Here is a 19105-nt window from a genome sequence, read left to right on the forward strand (position 1 = left end):
GCCCCCGAGCCCGCCTTCGCCCCCGCCCCGGTCGCGTCCGAGGCGCCATACGAACCGAACCCGCATACCGAGGCCGCCCACTTCGCCGACCCCGATCCGGACGCCGTACCCGAAGCGGCGCACTTCGCCGACCCCGGTCCGGAACCGGACGCCGCGCCCGAAGCGGCGCACTTCGCCGATCCGGAGCCGTCGGAACCCGCCGTCCCCATGGGCGCGCACGCCGCCGAATCCGGGCCCGCCGCCGCGCAGGAGGACATCCTCGGCCTCGAGGACACCGGGTCCCTGCCCGAGCCCGAGGTCGTCGCCGCGGCCGCCGAGGCCGCCCGCAAGGCGTCCCCCGAAGACACCGCGGAGATAGACGTCGCCCAGGTCGAGGCCCAGCTGAAGGACCCCGGCACCACCCAGAGCTTCGCCCCGCTCACCGAGGAGCGCATCCCCACGGACTCCACCTACGACGCGGGGACCACCACCTCGCTCATGTGGGGCGCCCGTTCCGACGTGGGCTGCGTGCGCTCGCATAACGAGGACTCCTACCTCGTGGCATCGCCCCTGTTCGCCGTCTGCGACGGCATGGGCGGGCACGCCGCCGGCGAGGTGGCGAGCTCCATCGCCGTGGAGACCATCGCCCGCACCTCCCCCGGCACCGCCGACGCCGCGCAGCTCGCCGCCGCGGTCGAGGCGGCCAACGCCGCGGTCATCGAGGCGGCTGCGAGCGGCATCGGCCGCCCGGGCATGGGGTGCACGGCGACCGTCGCCTACATCGAGGGGACCACCATCGCCATCGCGCACGTGGGCGACTCCCGCGCCTACCTGCTGCACGAGGGCGTGCTCACCCGCGTGACCCGCGACCACTCCTACGTGGAGGAGCTCGTCGACGCCGGCGAGATCACCGCCGACGAGGCGCGCGTCCACCCCAACCGGTCGGTCATCACCCGCGCGCTGGGGTCCGACCCCGGCATGTACGCGGACCACTTCACCCTGAACATCGTCGAGGGGGACCGCCTCATCCTGTGCTCCGACGGCCTGTCGTCCATGATCTCGGACAGCGAGATCGAGGACATCGCCGTCAAGTCCTCCACGGCGCAGATGTGCACCGACAACCTGGTCGACGCGGCGCTCGCCGCGGGCGGCGCCGACAACGTGAGCGTCGTCGTCGTGGACGTGGTGGACGACGGACGGCTCAAGCAGGTCGTCCGCACGCACCGGCGCAACATCGCCATCGCGCTCGGGGCCCTGGTCGCCCTGGTCCTCGCCGCCGCGATCGCGCTGTTCGTCGTGATCTCCAACTCCGTGTACCTCGGCGTGGACGGCGACACCGTGGCCGTCTACCAGGGCATCCCCACCACCGTGCTGGGGGTCGAGCTGCACCATATCCAGGAGGAGACCTCCATCAAGCTCTCCGACCTGCCCGAGGACACCCAGAACCGCCTGCGCGAGGGCATCGCCCAGGGCAGCCTGGAGCAGGCGCGCGACACCATCTCGGATTACCGCCGCCAGATCGACGAGGCCCGCTCGCAGCAGGCCGCCACCGCCGAGGCGATCCGCGAGAGCGCGACGTCCCAGGACCAGGCGGGCACCGATGCGGCGTCCGGCGCCGGCACCGACCCCGCGGCGGACGCCGCGGCGACCGGTGGGACCGCCGACCCCGCCGCCGCGGACCCGGCAGCCGCCGGGGCCGCGCAGACCCAGAACCCCGAAGGAGGCGCATGATGGGCAGCCGTCGCAACACCGAGCTCTTCCTGCTCGTGGCCGCCGCGTTCCCGGTGACCTTGCTCTACGCGCTCTACGTCGTCACCACCGGCGCCGAGCTCACCTTCGAGACGCTCGCCGTCCCGCTCGGCCTGTTCGCCGCCTTCGCCGCGGCGCACGTCGCCGCGCGCATCTTCGCACCCGGGGCCGACCCCGCCATCCTGCCCATCGTGTTCGTGATGTCGGGCATCGGCATCACCTTCGTCACCCGCCTGGCGCCCAACCTCGCCATGGGCCAGCTCGCGATCCTGTTCGCCTCGATCGCGTTCATGGTGCTCACCCTCGTGCTCGTGCGCAACCTGGACATGGTCAAGCGCTACAAGTACACCTTCGGCATCATCGGCATCCTGCTGCTCATCCTGCCCATGTTCATCGGCACCGAGATATACGGCTCCAGGCTGTGGATCCGCGTCCCGGGCCTCGGAACCATCCAGCCCGGCGAGTTCGCCAAGATCTTCATCGTCCTGTTCCTGGCGGGTTACCTGTCCGAGAACCGCGAGCTGCTGTCCATCTCCAACCATAAGATCCTGGGCCTCAAGATCCCGCGCCTGCGCCTGCTCATGCCGCTGTTCGTGGTGTGGGGCGTCTGCCTGGCCATCGTTGCGTTCGAGCGCGACCTCGGCAGCGCGCTGCTGTTCTACACCATCTTCCTCATCATGCTCTACGTGGCCACCGGCCGCTTCTCCTACGTGGTCATCGGCCTTCTCCTGCTCGCCGTGGGCGCGTTCGGTGCCTACCAGGTCATGGGCCACGTCCGCGTGCGCTTCGAGACCTGGCTCGACCCGTTCGCTGACGCCCAGGACACCGGCTACCAGCTCGTGCAGTCGCTGTACTCGCTCGCCGACGGCGGCATGGTCGGCGTGGGCATCGGCCGCGGCATGTCCACCCTCATCCCGGTCGTCGAGTCCGACTTCATCTTCTCGGCGATCGGCGAGGAGATGGGCCTGCTCGGCGCATCCGCGGTGCTGCTGCTGTTCATGCTGTTCGCCGTCCGCGGCCTCACCGTGGCCGCGCGCGCGAAGTCCGACCTCACCGCCTTCATCGCGAGCGGCCTCACGGCCTCCATCTCCTTCCAGGCGTTCCTGATCGTGGGCGGCGTCACCCGCCTCATCCCGCTGACCGGCGTCACCCTGCCCTTCATGAGCCAGGGCGGCTCCTCGCTGCTGTCGAGCTTCATCATCGTCGCGCTGCTCATGCGCGCCGGCGACGAGGCGACCGGCCGCAACGTCGAGCTCGCGGGCACCGGGACCGGCGAGCAGGTCGCCGTCGTGCCGGCGTCCGGCCGCAGCAAGGCGGGCACCCGCTTCTTCGGCGCCGCCGGCCGTGCCGAGGCCCCCGCGGCGGGCGGCCACGCCCGTCCGGCCTCGCGCGTGCGGCGCCGCCTGCTCGACACGCCCGAGTCCGGCGTGCTGGGCCGCGTGGCGCTCGCCAAGCGCCTCACCCGCGAGGAGTTCCTGTTCACCGGGCTGTTCGCCGTCCTGATCGGCAACCTCACCTACATCCAGGTTATCCGCGCCCGCGACTACCAGGAGATGTCCTCCAACAACCACACCATCATGAAGTCCCGCTACATCCAGCGCGGCTCCATCATCACCTCCGACGGCGTGACGCTCGCCGAGTCCGTGCAGCAGGAGGACGGCACCTACGCGCGGTCCTACCCCAACGGCAACATCGCCGCGCACACCGTGGGCTACTACTCCACGCAGTACGGCTCCACGGGCATCGAGTCGTCCATGAACGACACGCTGACCGGCTCGAAGGACTACTCGAGCTGGCAGAACGCCATCAGCTCGCTCGCCGGCATGACCCAGCCGGGCAACTCGGTGGTGCTCACCATCAACTCGCGTATCCAGTCCGCCGCCGAGCAGGCGCTGAACGGCCGCCGAGGCGCCATCGTGGTGCTCGACCCGCGCACCGGCGCCGTGCTCGCCCGCGCGAGCAACCCCACCTACGACAACTCCGACGTCTCCGCCCTCATGGGCGGCGGCGAGAGCGAGGACCAGTCGCTGTTCGAGCGCGCCACCCAGGCGCTCTACACCCCCGGCTCCACCTTCAAGGTGATCACGCTGGGCGCCGCCCTCGACTCGGGCACCGCCGCCCTCGACGACTACTACGAGTCCCCCTCGGAGATGGAGATCGGCGGGGCGGAGGTCATCAACCACCTCTACGCCGACCACGGCACCATCGACCTCGAGACGGCCTTCGCCTACTCGTCCAACGCGGTGTTCGGCCAGGTCTCGACCGAGCTCGGCGCCGACCGCCTCGTGCAGTACGCCCGCGCCTTCGGTTACGGCCAGTCGCTCGGCCAGGACTTCTCCACCGAGGCCTCCATCATGCCCGAGCCCTCCGAGATGACCGAATGGGAGCTCGCGTGGGCGGGCGCCGGCCAGCCGGTCGGCCAGGGGCACACCCCCGGCCCGCAGACGACCGTCATGCAGAACGCCGTGATGGCCGCCGCGATCGCCAACAACGGCCTGGCCATGCAGCCCTACGTCGTCTCCCAGATCCTCTCGCCCACGGGCACCGTGGTGAGCACGACCGAGTCCCGCTCCCTCGGCCAGGCGGTCAGCACCGCCACGGCCTCGCAGGTCAAGGAATCGATGCTCGCGGTCGTGGACGAGGGCAGCGGCTCGGCGGCGTCCATCGCGGGCGTCCAGGTCGCCGGCAAGACCGGCACCCCCGAGGCGACCACGGACCAGGTCAACACCGCGTTCGTGGGCTTCGCGCCCTACGACACGCCCACCGTCGCCATCTCGATGATGATCGAGAACTTCGACGAGGGCGTGGACGAGCCGGCGGCGGCCACCGCAGGCGAGGTCCTGCGCATCGCGCTCGCCGCCCAGGGTGCATGACCGGGGCGCCGCGGCCCGCAGGGCGGCGGCTCGAACGTATACTAGTGGACACTATGCGCATCGCATCGATAGGTGAGGAGTAGCAGGAAGATGGCGGAGCAGCAGAGATTGCTGGGAGGACGGTACCTCCTCAAGGACAAGGTCGGGGCCGGCGGCATGGCGTCGGTGTACCGCGCGATGGACCAGGTGCTCGACCGCACGGTGGCGGTGAAGATCATGCTGCCGCAGTACGCGGGCGACGCCACCTTCGCCGCGCGCTTCAAGCAGGAGGCGCAGGCGGCGGCGGGCCTTCAGAGCCCCTACATCGTGGGGGTCTACGACTGGGGCAAGGACGGCGACACGTACTACATCGTCATGGAGTACCTGCGCGGCACCGACCTCAAGAGCGGCATCCGCAGCCACGGGGCGCTCGACCCCAAGAAGGTCGCCCAGATCGCCAGCCAGATCTGCGGCGCGCTCTCCGTAGCCCACAAGCACGAGATCATCCACCGCGACATCAAGCCGCAGAACATCATGGTGCTGCCCGACGGCAACATCAAGGTGATGGACTTCGGCATCGCGCGCGCCAAGAACAGCCACCTCACGCAGGACAACAACGTGCTCGGCACGGCCCACTACGTGAGCCCGGAGCAGACCCGCGGCCAGGAGCTCGGCCCCACCTCCGACATCTACTCGCTCGGCGTGGTCATGTACGAGTGCGCCACCGGCCAGGTCCCCTTCGACGGCGACGACGCCATCTCCGTCGCCCTGAAGCAGGTCAACGAGCTCCCGGTCCCGCCCTCCCAGCTGAACCCGGGCGTCGACGGCGACCTCGAGCGCATCATCCTCAAGTGCATGGAGAAGGACCCGGCCAACCGCTTCCAGTCCGCCGACGAGCTGCGCCGCGTCCTCAACAGCTACCTCGCCGGCCGCACGGTCGACGTCCCCGAGCCCACCCGCGTCATCGGCGCGGCGGCCGGTGCGGGCGCCACCACCACCCGCGTGATGTCCGACCAGACCCAGGCCATGGCCCGCCCGGTGGGCGGCGCGGCGGCGGTCAACAGCGCGGCGCGCACCGCGGCCGGGCAGATCGACGCGAGCGCGTACGAGAACAAGCGCGACGGCATGGGCAAGGGCAAGATCGCCGGCATCGCCATCGCGGTGATCGCGGTGGTGGCGATCGCCATCTTCGCCGTCTCGAGCCTGTTCTCCCCTGCCGAGCAGATCATCATCCCCGACGTGCTGGGCCTCGACCAGGAAACCGCCGTCCAGCAGATCCGCGACGCGGGCTTCGTGGTCGGCAGCATCGACCCGGGCTATAGCGACGAGTACGCCGAGGGCGAGGTCATGGAGCAGCATCCTACCGCCAACGGCAGCGCCACCGCGGCCAAGGGCTCCGAGATCGACATCGTCGTCTCCCAGGGCCCCGAGCCCGCGGAGACGACCGAGGTGCCCGACCTCTCCAAGGCGACGAGCCGCGAGGAGGCCGAGCAGATGATCCGCGCCGCCGGCCTGTCCGTCGGCGATGTGACCGAGAAGGCCGACAGCAGCGACGCGGGCACGATCCTGGACCAGAGCCCCTCGGCGGGCGAGACCGTCGACGTCGACTCCAAGGTCGACTTCACCGTCTCGACCGGCCCCGACACCGTCAGCGTTCCCGACCTCACCGGCATGAGCGAGAGCGAGGCGCGCAGCGCGCTCGACGGCGCCGGGTTCGGCATGAGCACCGAGCGCCAGTACAGCGACTCGGTAGACGAGGGCGACGTCATCAGCTGGAACCCGAGCGGCCAGCAGGAGCCCGGCACCACCATCACCGTGGTCATCTCGCGCGGGCCCGACCCCTCCTCCCAGGAGGTCGACGTGCCCGACCTCACCGGCATGACCAAGGCCCAGGCCGAGAGCGCGCTCGAGCGGGCCGGGTTCGTCGCCAGCGTCTCGTACGCCGACGGGTCGAGCGCCGGCGTCCAGGCCGACCACGTGATCCGATGGAACCCCACCGGGACCGCAGCCCCCGGCTCGACCATCAACGTCGTGGTCGCCTACGCCGACAGCGGCTCGGACTCCTCCGGGACGGACGGCCAGTAGCGGAGGCGCTTGAGGCGCCGGACGGACGGCTGGAACCGGACGACATCGCAGGATGACAGGACCCGGTACCCGTGCAAGCGGGTACCGGGTCCAGTTCGTAGCAGGGATGCTGTCGGACGGCGGCGCGGGCGCGCCGGATGGGCGCCGGGATCGGAAGCGCGCCGGGCCGGATGCCGGGCGCGCCGGGACCAGGGCCCGAGGCGCCGCCGGATGCGGGGCGGCCACCGCCCGCAGCATACGGCCGCCCGAAGACGGAGTCGGCTAGAACTCCCCGATGCGCTTGACCTCGGGCTCGAGCTCCACGCCGAACCGCTCCCGCACCTCGTCCTGGATCCGGGAGATCAGCGCGTTGACGTCGGCCGCGGTGGCGCCCCCCGTGTTGACCACGAACCCGCAGTGCTTATCGGAGACCTGCGCGCCCCCCACGCGCGCCCCGCGCAGGCCCGCATCCATGATGAGCTTGCCGGCGAAGTGGCCGACCGGGCGCTTGAACGTCGACCCGGCGCTCGCCATCTCGAGCGGCTGCTTCTCCTCGCGGCGGCGGCGGTAGTCGTCCATCGCCGCATGGATCATCGCGCGGTTCCCGGGGGCGAGCGCGAAGGTGGCCGAGAGCACGGTCAGGCCCTCGTCGTGGATGCGGCTCCTGCGGTATCCCATAGCAAGCTCCCCGACCCCGAGGACCTTCACCGACCCGCGCCCGCGCGAGCCGTCCGGAAGGACGGGGCCGGGCACGTACACGCGGACGGACTCGAGGACGTCGGCGATGCAGGCGTCGTAGGCCCCGGCGTTCATATGGCAGGCGCCGCCCACCGCCCCCGGGATGCCCCACAGCGGCTCCATCCCGGTGAGTTCGGCCTCCTCCGCCGCGAGGGCCACATCGCGCAGCAGGGCGCCCGCCTGGGCGCGCACGCGCGTGCCCGCGGCCTCGATGCCGGCGAGGTTGTCGCGCAGAAGCAGGACCGCCCCGCGGATGCCGCGGTCGCCCACCAGCAGGTCCGACCCGGCGCCGATGACGGTGACCGGGACCGATGCCATCGCGCACACGTCGAGGACGCGGGCGACGGCGTCCTCGTCCGTCGGGGCGACCACCACGTCGGCGGGGCCGCCGATCTTGAAGGTCGTGTGGCCCGCCATGGGCTCGAACAGCGCGACGGCGTCCTCGCCCGCCGCCCCGCCCAAAGCGCAGAGCACCTCGTCGCTGATGCCGTCGTACTCGTGCATGGCGCACCACCTCGCGTATCGTCGCTTCATTGCCGGCATGACTATACCCCATCGCGGACCGGGGGCGCGAGTCTGCGATAATGGCTCGAGATACCCGCACACGACCGAAGCGAGCGCGACGCCCCCGTGACCAGCAACCTCCCCCTCATACGCCTGCGCGACGCGCGCTGCGCGCATCCCGGAGCCGAGAGAGCCGCCCTGGACGGCGCCTCCCTCGACGTCATGCCCGGCGAGCGCCTGTGCGTCCTGGGCGCCAACGGGTCGGGCAAGTCGACGCTGCTGATGGCCCTGGACGCGATGGTCGCGCTCGAATCGGGGTCGCTGGAGGTCATGGGAGCCGAGGTGGATGCGGGGCGGGCGGGCGCCACCTGCGCGCGCGACGGGGTCGCCCTCGTCTTCCAGCGGCCCGAGGACCAGATGGTGGCGGGCACCGTCGCCGACGACGTCGCGTTCGGCCCGGAGAACCGGGCGATTCCCCGGGCACGGATGACGGAGCTCGTCGAGGGCGCCCTGCGCGCCGTCGGGATGGCCGAGCTGGCCGGCGCCGACCCGGACAGCCTGTCGGGCGGGCAGCGGCAGCGCGTCGCGCTCGCGGGGGCGCTCGCGATGGAGCCGCGCGCGCTGCTGCTCGACGAGGCGACCTCGATGCTCGACGGGCGGGCGCGCGGCGACGTCTCCCGCATCCTCGACGGGCTCGCGGAGCGCGGGGTCGCCGTCGTGCAGGCCACCCATGACATGGACGCGGCGCTTCGGGCGGACCGCGTCGCCGTGCTCGACCGCGGGCGCATCGTGCTCGAGGGGGCGCCGCGCGACGTGCTCGCGCGCGTCGACGAGCTGCACGGGCTGGGCCTCGAGGCCCCGTTCGCCTTCGAGCTCGCCGCGCGCCTGCGCGCCCGGGGCTTCGACCTTCCGGCGACCGGCGATGCCGCGGCGCTCGCCCGCGCGCTCGCGCCGCAACTCAGCTCGGACGCGGCAGGCCCGCGCCCCCCGCACGCCCGGCCGCCGCGGGAACCCGGGGCCCTCCTCGGGTTCGACGGGGCCTCCTTCTCCTACGCCGACCCCGTACCCGCGCGCCGCACGCGGCGCATCCGCCGGCCGCGGCCCGACGCCGACGCGCCGCTCGCCGTCGAGGACCTCTCCTTCTCCGTCGAGGCGGGCTCGATCACCGCCCTCATGGGCCCCACCGGCGCCGGGAAGACGACGACGGCCGAGCTCGCCTGCGCGCTCAAGCTTCCCCGGAGCGGGGCGGTCCGCGTGGGCCCCTGCGACACCCGCGACATCGCTGCCCGGCGCGACCTGCGCCGGCTCGTGGGGTATGCGTGCCAGCAGCCCGAGCGGCAGCTGTTCGCGCGCACGGTCCGCAAGGACGTGTCCTTCGGCCCCGCGAACCTCGGCGTCGCCGGCGACGAGCTCGAGGGGCGGGTGCGCCGCGCCCTGCGCGACGTCGGCCTCGAGCCGACCGACGAGCTGCTCGCCCGCTCCCCCTTCGCCCTCTCGGGCGGGCAGCGGCGTCGCGTCGCGCTCGCCGGCATCCTCGCGATGGACCAGCGGGTCCTCGTGCTGGACGAGCCCATGGCGGGCCTCGACCCCGCCGGGCGCGCCCGGATGCGGGCGCTGCTGCTCGAGCTCAGGAGCGCAGGGCGGGCGCTGCTGCTCGTCACCCATTCCCCCGATGACGCCGCGCTGCTCGCCGACCGCGTCGTGGTGCTCGACCGGGGGCGCGTCGTCGCCGACGGGACGCCCGCCGAGGTCCTCGCCGGTCCCGGCGGCCGCCCCGGGGACGCGGCCCGTCCGGAGCCCCCGCGGGCGCTCGCCTTCGCACGCGAGCTCGCCCGCCTCGGCGCGCCGGTCGGCTCGCCCCTCACCCTCGACGCCCTCGTGGAGGAGGTGGCGGCCCGTGGCCCCGTACGCTAGCACCCGGGGGCGCCGCACCGCCCCCTCGGTCGTGCACCGCCTCGACCCGCGGGTCAAGATCGTCGGAACCGTCGCCTATATGGTGAGCTGCCTGCTCGTGCGCGGTCCGGCCACGTGCGCGCTGGCCGCCGCCTGCGCGCTGGCCGCCATAGCCCTGGCGCGCATCCCCCGCAGACAGCTCGCCCGCCAGATGAGGCCGCTCGCGGTCTTCGTCGCCGTCACGGCGCTCGTCAACCTGCTGGCGACGGACGACGGCGCGGTCGTCGCCTCCTGGGGCCCCTGGGCGATCCGGGAGGGCGGTGTCGAGGCGGCGGCGATGTACACCGTCCGCTTCCTCCTGCTTCTGCTCGGAGGCGCGGTGCTCGTGCTCACCACCGCGCCGTCCGCGCTGGCGGCCGGACTCGAGGACCTTCTGAGCCCGCTGGAGCGGCTCGGCGTCCCCGTGGGGCGCGCGGCGCTCGTCGTCTCCATCGCCCTGCGGTTCGTCCCCGCGCTCGCGCGCGACGCCGAGGCGGTCGTCTCCGCGCAGACCGCGCGGGGGGCCGATTTCGAGGGCAAGGGGCCGCTCGCGTACGCCCGGGCGTGCATCCCCCTCGCGGTCCCGCTGTTCGCGAGCGCCCTGCGCCGGGCCGACGCCCTCGGGCGCGCCATCGACGCCCGCGGGTACACGGGCACGGGGCCGCGCACGCGCTTCCGGGAGCTGCGGTTCCACGCACGGCGCGACGGCACGGCGGCCCTGCTGGTCGCGGCCTACCTCGTCGCCTTCGCGGCGCTCTCCCTCTGAGAGGCGGGACGCGAAGAGGGCGGGGCTCGCGGGCGCCCTCCCGCCGTACGGGGCCGGCCGCTGGCGGCCGGACCGCCTCCCGGCCCCCGTCGCCCGGAGGTCCCGCCCTTCCGATGCCCGCCATGCGAGGCCCCGACGTCCGCCGCCCCGCCCTTCCGATGCGGCGCCACGCAGGGGGTCCGGCACCCGCCGCCCCGCCCTTCCGATGCCCGCCACGCAGGGGCCCGTCGCGCGCCGTCCCCGCCGTCGGAACGCTGTGAAAAACCATCCGCCGACCCCCGGCATGAGGTATCCTGTTACCTGACTGACCGCAGGCATATGCACACACAACGCAAACGGAGCAGATATGTCGCAGAACACCGTCACCCCGCGATCCGAACGCGAGCCCGCCCGACCCGATACCGGCTCCCTCACCGCGCCCCTTTCCCGGCGCTCCGCCTTTCGCGCCGCGCTCGCCGCGGCCGGAGCCGCCGTGCTCTTCGGCCTGCCGGGCATCGCCCGCGGCGCCGAGGCGTCCGCCGAGACCAACCAGAAGCTGAGCGACGCGCAGTCGCAGCTCGACGCCGCGCAGCAGCAGCTCGATGACATCTCCTATCAGTTCGAGGACCTTTCCACCCAGCTGAGCGACACCATGGATCAGATCGAATCGGTCCAAGGGCAGATCGACGACACGCAGGCGAGCATCGACAGTATGCAGGCCGAGCTCGACCAGAAGCAGGAGGTGCTCGCGCAGCGCGTCTCCTCGAGCTACAAGACCGGCGACGCCTCCGTGCTCTCCCTGCTGCTCTCCTCGGGCTCGTTCGAGGAGCTCATCGCCAACATGCACTACGTCGAGAAGATCAACGCGAGCGATCGCGACGCCATCGACGAGGTGCGCCGTATCCAGGATGAGCTCGCCCAGCAGAAGGCCAGCCTGGAGCAGCAGAAGGCCGACCTCGAGAGCCTCAAGACCGAGCAGACCCAGCAGCTCGACGACATGAAGGCCAAGAAGGACGAGGTCCAGGCACTGCTCGACAACCTCAGCCAGGAGGTCAAGGACCTCATGGCCCAGCGCGACGCCGAGATCCTCGAGGCCGCGCGCCAGGAGGAGCTCGCCCGCCAGCAGGCCTCGCAGAGCGGCGGCGGTACGACCTCCATCCCCGGCAACGGCCAGGCGAGCGCCTCGGGCAACGCCCAGCAGCGCGTCGTCAACGCGGCGTACAGCACCCCCTCCCCCGGCCCGGGCCTGTGCGCCTGGTGGGTCGCGGACGTGTTCATCAACGCCGGATTCGGCACCGTGCCCGGCAACGCGGACGACATGTACGCCGCGTACTGCACGAGTTCGAACAAGTCCAACCTCAAGGTGGGCATGATCATCGCCGTGCCGTCGCATCCGCACACCTCCGCCGGCCGCATCTACGGCCATGTGGGCATCTACGTGGGCAACAACACGGTTCGCGACAACATCGGGTACATCCGCGACATCAACGTGGATTCCTGGATCTCCTACTACGGCGCGACATCGACCCCGCGCTGGGGTTGGGCCAAGGGCATCAACCTCGAGGGCTGACCGTCGGCGCGCTCGCCTCGAGAGCGAAGGCCCGACCGGCATCCCGGACCGCCTCCCCTTCCCTGGACACGAAGACCGATGTCCGGGGAAGGGGAGGTTTTCGTTTATTTCTCGGGACATGGCAGAAAAGCACCGTTTCGGGGAAGGGACTCGGAGACGTGACGCGGGCAAAATGTCCGTTCTGTCTGTCCAGGCTGCTTTGTCTCTTGAGAATCGGAGCCCGCAGGCCCTGAAACGATGAGAGCTCCCTCGGAGTCTCCGCTCCGGAGGCTCCCGAACGGGTTGCGGGCGGGTCGGCCGGCCCCGCGCCGCCGTGGACCCTCCCCCAAACGGCATTTCTCTGCCAGAATCCGGAACACGAACGAAGCGAGCGGCATCCCCCGCAGGTCCCCGCAGCACTCCCCCGCAGGTCCACGCGGCACTCCCCCGCAGGTCCACGCGGCATCCCCTGCAGGTCCACGCGGCATGAAAAGGCACCCCGGCGCCGGAAGGCGCCGGGGTGCGCTGGAAGGAGGGCGATGGTAGAACCGTTCGGTCCCTCCGGACGGTTTACTCCAGCAGGTCGAGGACGGAAGGACGGAGCTCCTCCTCGGCGGCCTCGGGATCGGTGGCACGCAGGCGGTTGATGTAGCGCTGGTACCACAGCAGGGCGGCGCCGATGAAGACGACCACGCCGCCGACGTTGTACACGAGGGTGAGCCACAGCTCCTGGCCCAGCGGGAAGGTGCCGGCGACGAACACGAAGGCGAAGACGCACAGCAGGAACACGGAGATCGCGACGCCGAAGGTGCGATGGCCCATGCGGAAGGAGCGCGGGGCGTTGTCGTACTTGACGCGCAGCACGAAGTAGGCCAGCAGGATCAGCAGCGGCGGGAGCAGCGCGGTGGCGGCGGTCATGTTGATGACGATGTTCAGCAGGTCGTTGAGGCCGCTGGCGCCCATGGCCGGGATGATCACGATGGGGAGCACGATGAGGAACTGCACCCACGCGGCGCGCCAGGGGATGCCCTGGTCGTTCATCTCGACGATCTTGCCGCCGAAGACGCCCTTGGGGATCTCGGTGAAGAAGACCTTGATGGGCGCGGAGGTCCACATCATGAGGCCGCCGACCTGAGCGGCGAGCAGGATGAGGCCGAGGATGCGGGTCGAGACCTCCATCGGGATGCCGAAGTGCGCGAACAGGGCGCCGTACACATCGAAGATACCGGTGGAGAGGCTGACCTCACCCATGGGGATGAACAGGTTCACGAGCAGCGAGGAACCGGCGTACAGCAGGCCGATGACCAGGCCGGCGACGACGACGGTGCGCACGAAGGCCTTGACGCCGCCCTTGAGGTCGTTCAGGAACACGCCGACGGACTCGGCGCCGCCGACGCCCTGGATGATCCAGGCGAGGGTGCCGCAGAAGCCCCAGATGGTCGCGAAGCTCGTGGTGTCGGGAGCCATGGTCTGCGCGGTCGGGGCGGTGGCGAACTCGACGCCGCCCATGAGGGCGCCGACGGAGAGCAGCACGAAGATGGCGGCCATGCCCATGGCGGCAGCGGAGCCGATGGACGAGATGTTGCCGATCCACTTGGCGCCCTTGGTGGAAGCCCAGGTGCCGATGGCGAAGATGACGATCTCGATGGCCGTCGTCAGGAACGGGGACATCTCGACGTTCTGGCCGAAGAACACGTAGCTCGCGTAGATGATGATGTTGGGCAGGATCGACGCGAAGTAGAACAGGTTGACGAACCAGTAGCAGAACGCGGTCATGAAGGCCCAGCGACCGCCCATGGACGTCTTGACCCAGGCGTACACGCCCGACTCGGAGTCCTTGTTGAGGGCGACGAACTCAGCCGTGACCAGGGTGTAGGGGACGAAGTACAGGATCGTGGCGAAGAAGAACGCCGGCGCGGCGGCCAGGCCGATCTCCGCGTTGTTGTTGATGATGTTCTTGAGGCCGAACACCGCGGAAATCGTCATGCCGAGCAGCGCAAGCGAACCGATTTTCGCTCGTTTCTCAGAACTCATGCCTTTCCCTCCTTGTGATCGTTGCATGATCGGTGACTCTATAAGCACAGCGCCCGCCCGCCCGGATCCGACCGGACGGGCGCTGGGATCGCCTTGCGGCGCTTACTTGTTGGGGAAGCTGTACCCCTCGACGGTGACGTGGGTCATGACCGCGTGGGAGCCGGGCTCCGGCAGCACGCGGAAGGCCTCGTCGATGTCGACGACCAGGATCCCGCCGGCGGGCACCGTGACCACGGGGCCGTCGACCGCCGCGAAGCGCTCGCGGTCGGTGAGGTCGCTGTAGGCCTCGGTGAGCTCGAGGTCGGCCTTGGGCGCCACGACGACGGCGAGCTCGCCGTCCATGGGCGCGAGCGCCGTCAGGTAGCGGCGGCCGCCCACCATGTCCGGGGTGGCCAGGCCCTCGGCGCCGTCCCACCAGTAGGTGATGGAGTCGCCGATCGAGTAGGCCACATCCTGCAGCAGCTCGGATGCGATATCGAGCGCCTGCCCCACGCGCATCCACTTCTTGACCGTGCCCAGCTGCGCGTCGAACTGCTCACGGGACTCGTACACGTGCATGCTATGCCTCCTCGATCTTCGTCAAGGCCTGGGTCAGGTCGGCGGACGCCAGCGGGCGCAGGGAGAACTCGAAGCCGAAGCGCTCGAAGCGGATGCGGTAGGAGTCGAGCACCTCCGAGCCCCAGGAGTTGGAGCCCAGGCCCAGGATCTTGTCGTTGATGTTCACCGTGATGTTCTCGCGCTTGACGAGGTCGGTCACGTGGCGTGCGGCGTCGATGTCCTCGCAGGTGTAGGGCCAAGCGGAGAAGGAGAACGGGTCGCGCGCGGCGTCGTCGGGACGCGTGACGAGCAGGCCGTCGCCGTGGCTGGAGCGCAGGGCGACCCAGCGCGTCCCCTCGCGGTTGGCGCAGTCCTGCGGGAACACGTACGGGGTGAACATGTCGTCCACGTCGGCGCGGTAGTGGCCCACGGGGTTGGCCTTGAGCGAGTCGGGGTAGTTCTCACCGGGGCCGTGGCCGTACCACTCGACCATGCGGTCGGCGCCGGGCACCTCGAAGCTGATGCCGATGCGCGGGATGATGTCGTCGTAGTCGCCGTAGGGCTCGCCGTCGACCGCCAGGTCGATGCGGCCGGACGGGCGCACCGTGTAGACGAGCTCGACGTGCATGCCGAAGGCGTGGACCGGCGGCGCGATGCGCTGGCGCACCGTGACCTTCACGGCGTTGCCCTCGCGCTCCCATGCGACCGAGCGCGTGGAGGTCTGCATCACGTTCAGGAAGTTGCCCTGCCAGATGGAGTCGAACTCCTGCTGGTGGTTGTCGACGAGCGGATGCCAGAAGCCGACGCGCACCGGCGCGGCGAGCACCGAGCGGCCGCAGGAGGTCCAGCTCACGATGTCGCCCGAGACGGTGTCGAAGACGACGGAGCCGCCGAGGGTCCTGACCGTGAGGGCCGTGCCCTCCTCGTCGACCGCGGGCGCCATGGCGGCGCGCACGGCGATCGCGGGGCGCGGGTTGTCGGCGATGGCGAACTGGAACGCGCCGATCTGGTACATGGCCTCGCACCAGGGCTTGGCACCGACCGTGTACACGCGGGCGGTCGCCAGGGTCTCGCCGGCAGCGGCGGCCTCGATCGCGACGGGGAAGGTCGCGGTCTCGCCCGGGGCGACGGCGCCCGGGACGACCTCGACGGTGGCGACGGGGTCGCCGTCCACGAGGGTCTCCACGGCGATGCGCACGTCGTCGAGGGTGGTGAACCAGCGCTTGTTGGTGACGGACAGCTCGCCGGCGCCGGCGTCGTAGGCCACGCGGACCGGACAGATGACCTGCTTGTACTCGGTCAGGCCGGGGCTCGGCTCCTGCCAGGGGAAGACCATGCCGTCGATGCAGAAGTTGCCGTTGTTGGGATAGTCGCCGTTGTCGCCGCCGTACATATGGTAGGCGCGGCCGTCCTCGGTGGTGGCGGCGATGCCGTGGTCGCACCACTCCCAGATGAACTGGCCCTGGATGTGATCCCAACGGTCGAAGATCTCCTGGTACTCGGACAGGCCTCCGGGGCCGTTGCCCATGGAGTGGCCGTACTCGCAGTTGATGCGCGGCTTGGGGCCGGGATGCTCGCCGAAGTCGTTCATCTGCGAGACGCGCGAGTACATGGTGGAGATGATGTCGACGGTGTCCGCGTTGCGGTCCTCCTCGTAGTGGACCGGACGGCCGTCGAGCTCCTTGGCCTTCGCGTACATGGCGCGGATGTTGCAGCCGTAGCCGCTCTCGTTGCCGAGCGACCACGCCACGATCGACGCATGGTTGCGCTCCTGCATCACGAGGCGCTCGATGCGGTCGACGTAGGCGGCCTCCCACGCGGGGTCGTCGGTCACGGTGGCGATGTTGCCGATGTTCTCGAAGCCGTGGCTCTCCATATCGGTCTCGGCGAGCACCATGATGCCGTACTCGTCGCACAGCTCGTAGAAGCGCGGGTCGTCGGCGTAGTGCGAGGTGCGCACGGCGTTGATGTTGTGGCGCTTCATGAGCACGAGGTCGCGGCGCATGCGCTCGAGGCCCACGGCGCGGCCCTTGTGGTCGTCGCAGTCGTGGCGGTTCACGCCGTGCATCTTGAAGTAGGTGCCGTTCAGGAAGATCTGGTTGCCCTCGATGGTCACCTCGGCGAGGCCCTGGCGGTGCGGGACGACCTCGGAGACGCCGTCGGCGCCGTAGACGGCGATCGTCATGTCGTAGAGGTGCGGGTCCTCGGGGTTCCAGAAGCGGGCGCCCTCGATGGCGGCCTCGGCGTGCCCGTCGGCGACCTCGACCTCGAGGACGGTCTCGCCGCCGTCGGCCATGGCCCACACGACGCGCTCGGCCGCGGTGGTCGCCACGTCGAGCGTCACATGGGCGACGTCGCCCTCGCGATGCGTGCGGACGCGGAAGTCGTCCAGGCGGGCGGCCGGGCGCTCCATGAGGTACACGTCGCGGAAGATGCCGGAGGCCCACCACATGTCCTGGTCCTCGATGTAGGTGCCGTCGCTGTACTGCAGCACCTTGACCACGAACAGGTTGTCGCCCTCGTGCACGGCCTCGGTGACGTCGAACTCCGCGGAGAGGCGCGAGCCCTTGGTCATGCCGATGAAGGTGCCGTTCACGTAGAGCTCGGCGTAGCTCTCCACGCCGTCGAAGCGGATGATCTCGCGGGAGCCCGGGGTGAGCGCGGGCAGCGTCACGATGCGCTGGTACACGCCCGTGGGGTCGTCGGAGGGCACGAGCGGCTGCTCGACCGGGAACGGGAAGCCCTCATCGGTGTAGGCGAGCTTGCCGTAGCCGTCGATCTGCCACAGGTGCGGGACCTCCACCTCGTCCCAATCGGCCTCGTAGGTCGACATCAGCTCCGCCGGCACCGCCTTGGGCGCACCGAACAGACGGAAGCGCCACGGGCCGCTCAGCTGCACGAAGCCGCGCGACAGCTCCCGGCTGTACGTGGCGGCCAGCTCGGCCGTCTCGTAGCCCATGAAGTAGGCGCGGGCGGCGAGCCTGTTGCGGTTGGTGAGCGCGGGGTTCTCCCAATCGTTGATGGCATCCATCGACATGTACTCCTTCCCTTGTACGTGACGTTCGGTTCCTACCGCTGTGTGTGCACATTGTGTGTGCAACCGGTTGCTCACACCATACGGCAGAGACCGGGTCTGTGCAACCGGTTGTCCTGCAAACGGCGCCGTTCGACCGTTCGCCGCCCGAAATCGACCGCCGGGGGCGTCAGTCCGGGTATCATCGGTCTGAGCAGGCCGTTTTGTCCGCTCATCAAGCCGTCCGCCGCCGGGTCCGCCGCGACGGCACGGCACCGGGGGCTTGTAGTACAGTTCTCGCAGTGATCGGCTCCGGGCCGTCAGGCCGGAGGGGAAGGTGCGCATGACCGTTTCGAAACACAGCAAATCGACGCTCGCCGACGTGGCCGCCGCCGCGGGCGTCTCCCGCTCGACGGCCTCGCGCGCCCTGAACGACTCGCCGCGCATCAGCGAATCCACCAAGAAGCGCATCCGCGCCGTCGCGCGCCAGATCAACTTCGTCCCCAACGCCCAGGGCCGCGCGCTCGCGGTGGGCCGGTCCGAGACCATCGCCATGCTCGTCACCGAGCCGCCGGGCGAACTGTTCTCCGACCCCACCTACGGCGCCTTCCTCGGCGGCATCACCGAGCAGCTGGCGGAATCGGCCTACCTGCCCATCCTGCTGCAGGCGTCCTCCGACCACGAGCGCGAGCGCGTGCTGCGCCACCTGGCCCGCCGCTCGGTCGACGCCGTGATCGACATCTCCCCCTACAAGGGCAGCGAGCTGCTCGATACCCTGCGCGACCTGCGCATCCCCACGGTCCTGTGCGGCCAGCTCGAGGGCCATCCCTACCGCGACGTGTTCTCCACCGTCTACTCCGACGACGTGGAGGGAGCCGGGCTGGCCGCCGACGCCATGCGGCGGCGCGGCAGGAGGAACCTCGTGGCGATCTTGGGGCCGCGGGACAACCCGGCGGTCGTCGACCGCCTGCTGGGCTACCGCGGCGTGCTCGGCGACGAGGCCCTGCCCGACGACCGGGTCGTCTACACCGGCTGGGGCGCGAGCGACGGCTTTTTGGCCATGCGCCACCTGCTCGACCGCGTCGACGCCATCGACGGCCTGCTCGCGGGTTCGGACCGCATCGCGTCCGGGGCCATCGAGGCGATGCGCGAGCGCGGCATCAGCGTGCCGCGAGACGTGTCGGTCGTCGGGTTCGACGACCACCCCATCGCCCAGAGCGTCAGCCCGAAGCTCACCACCGTGCGGCAGCCCCTGCGCCACGAGGGGCGCGTCGCGGCGCAGACCGCGCTGCAGATGATCGACGGCGCCGAGCCGAGCACCATCGTGCTGCACATGGCCCTCATCGAGCGCGCGTCGCTGTGAGGGCGGGGACGCGCGCGGCGTGCGGCCGCCCGACGCGCCGCACGCC

11 protein-coding genes are annotated in these 19105 nt (G+C 70.8%); 7 read left to right on the forward strand and 4 right to left on the reverse strand.

Annotated features, from left to right (window positions below; translation table 11 throughout):
* From PHA29_RS08260 to pknB, 3 genes are all read left to right on the forward strand, one after another.
* Positions 1–1710: Stp1/IreP family PP2C-type Ser/Thr phosphatase (locus PHA29_RS08260; RefSeq protein ID WP_270849142.1), on the forward strand; the 1710-nt coding region annotated here is incomplete at its 5' end.
* Positions 1710–4601 (forward strand): FtsW/RodA/SpoVE family cell cycle protein, encoded by a 2892-nt coding sequence (locus tag PHA29_RS08265; RefSeq protein WP_270849151.1) that lies wholly within the window; start codon positions 1710–1712, stop codon positions 4599–4601. The genes PHA29_RS08260 and PHA29_RS08265, both read left to right, overlap by 1 nt.
* Positions 4602–4691: 90 nt before the next feature.
* Positions 4692–6665, forward strand: coding sequence for a Stk1 family PASTA domain-containing Ser/Thr kinase (gene pknB, locus PHA29_RS08270; RefSeq protein ID WP_270405833.1), 1974 nt, complete (start codon positions 4692–4694; stop codon positions 6663–6665).
* Positions 6666–6926: 261 nt separating this feature from the next.
* Here pknB and murB read toward each other — a convergent pair whose 3' ends face one another.
* Complete coding sequence (gene murB / locus PHA29_RS08275; RefSeq protein ID WP_270849144.1) at positions 6927–7886, reverse strand: UDP-N-acetylmuramate dehydrogenase; 960 nt, start codon at positions 7884–7886, stop codon at positions 6927–6929.
* Positions 7887–8012: 126 nt separating this feature from the next.
* Between murB and PHA29_RS08280 the strand changes: the two genes are divergently transcribed.
* From PHA29_RS08280 to PHA29_RS08290, 3 genes are all read left to right on the forward strand, one after another.
* Entirely contained in the window at positions 8013–9800 is a 1788-nt protein-coding gene (locus tag PHA29_RS08280; protein WP_270849146.1) for an ABC transporter ATP-binding protein, read from the forward strand.
* Positions 9784–10584: an energy-coupling factor transporter transmembrane component T family protein gene (locus PHA29_RS08285; RefSeq protein WP_270849148.1), complete on the forward strand. Its 801-nt coding sequence runs from the start codon at positions 9784–9786 to the stop codon at positions 10582–10584. The genes PHA29_RS08280 and PHA29_RS08285 overlap by 17 nt, the downstream gene beginning before the upstream one ends.
* 346 nt (positions 10585–10930) lie before the next feature.
* Entirely contained in the window at positions 10931–12133 is a 1203-nt protein-coding gene (locus tag PHA29_RS08290) for a coiled-coil domain-containing protein (RefSeq protein WP_270405771.1), read from the forward strand.
* Positions 12134–12682: 549 nt separating this feature from the next.
* On the opposite strand, the gene PHA29_RS08295 is transcribed toward PHA29_RS08290, so the two are convergent.
* The 3 genes from PHA29_RS08295 to PHA29_RS08305 form a co-directional block, all read right to left on the reverse strand.
* Positions 12683–14146, reverse strand: a complete 1464-nt coding sequence (locus PHA29_RS08295; protein ID WP_270405772.1) for an amino acid permease — start codon at positions 14144–14146, stop codon at positions 12683–12685.
* Between the two features lie 102 nt (positions 14147–14248).
* Positions 14249–14704: a hypothetical protein gene (locus tag PHA29_RS08300; RefSeq protein ID WP_270405773.1), complete on the reverse strand. Its 456-nt coding sequence runs from the start codon at positions 14702–14704 to the stop codon at positions 14249–14251.
* 1 nt (position 14705) lies between these two features.
* Complete coding sequence (locus PHA29_RS08305) at positions 14706–17714, reverse strand: glycoside hydrolase family 2 TIM barrel-domain containing protein (RefSeq protein ID WP_270849150.1); 3009 nt, start codon at positions 17712–17714, stop codon at positions 14706–14708.
* A gap of 325 nt (positions 17715–18039) precedes the next feature.
* On the opposite strand from PHA29_RS08305, the gene PHA29_RS08310 reads away from it, so the two are divergent.
* Positions 18040–19059: a LacI family DNA-binding transcriptional regulator gene (locus PHA29_RS08310; RefSeq protein ID WP_270405775.1), complete on the forward strand. Its 1020-nt coding sequence runs from the start codon at positions 18040–18042 to the stop codon at positions 19057–19059.
* The last annotated feature ends 46 nt before the right edge of the window (positions 19060–19105 follow it).

This window comes from Candidatus Collinsella stercoripullorum, assembly GCF_027669965.1.
In the GTDB taxonomy this organism is placed as follows: Bacteria; Actinomycetota; Coriobacteriia; order Coriobacteriales; family Coriobacteriaceae; genus Collinsella; species Collinsella stercoripullorum.

Excerpts from the sequence above, each read along its gene's own strand:
- PHA29_RS08265 (WP_270849151.1), top strand. The coding sequence starts at position 1,710 with ATGGGCAGCCGTCGCAACACCGAGCTCTTCCTGCTCGTGGCCGCCGCG.
- PHA29_RS08305 (WP_270849150.1), bottom strand. The coding sequence starts at position 17,714 with ATGGATGCCATCAACGATTGGGAGAACCCCGCGCTCACCAACCGCAAC.
- PHA29_RS08295 (WP_270405772.1), bottom strand. The coding sequence starts at position 14,146 with ATGAGTTCTGAGAAACGAGCGAAAATCGGTTCGCTTGCGCTGCTCGGC.
- murB (WP_270849144.1), bottom strand. The coding sequence starts at position 7,886 with ATGCACGAGTACGACGGCATCAGCGACGAGGTGCTCTGCGCTTTGGGC.
- pknB (WP_270405833.1), top strand. The coding sequence starts at position 4,692 with ATGGCGGAGCAGCAGAGATTGCTGGGAGGACGGTACCTCCTCAAGGAC.
- PHA29_RS08300 (WP_270405773.1), bottom strand. The coding sequence starts at position 14,704 with ATGCACGTGTACGAGTCCCGTGAGCAGTTCGACGCGCAGCTGGGCACG.
- PHA29_RS08310 (WP_270405775.1), top strand. The coding sequence starts at position 18,040 with ATGACCGTTTCGAAACACAGCAAATCGACGCTCGCCGACGTGGCCGCC.
- PHA29_RS08290 (WP_270405771.1), top strand. The coding sequence starts at position 10,931 with ATGTCGCAGAACACCGTCACCCCGCGATCCGAACGCGAGCCCGCCCGA.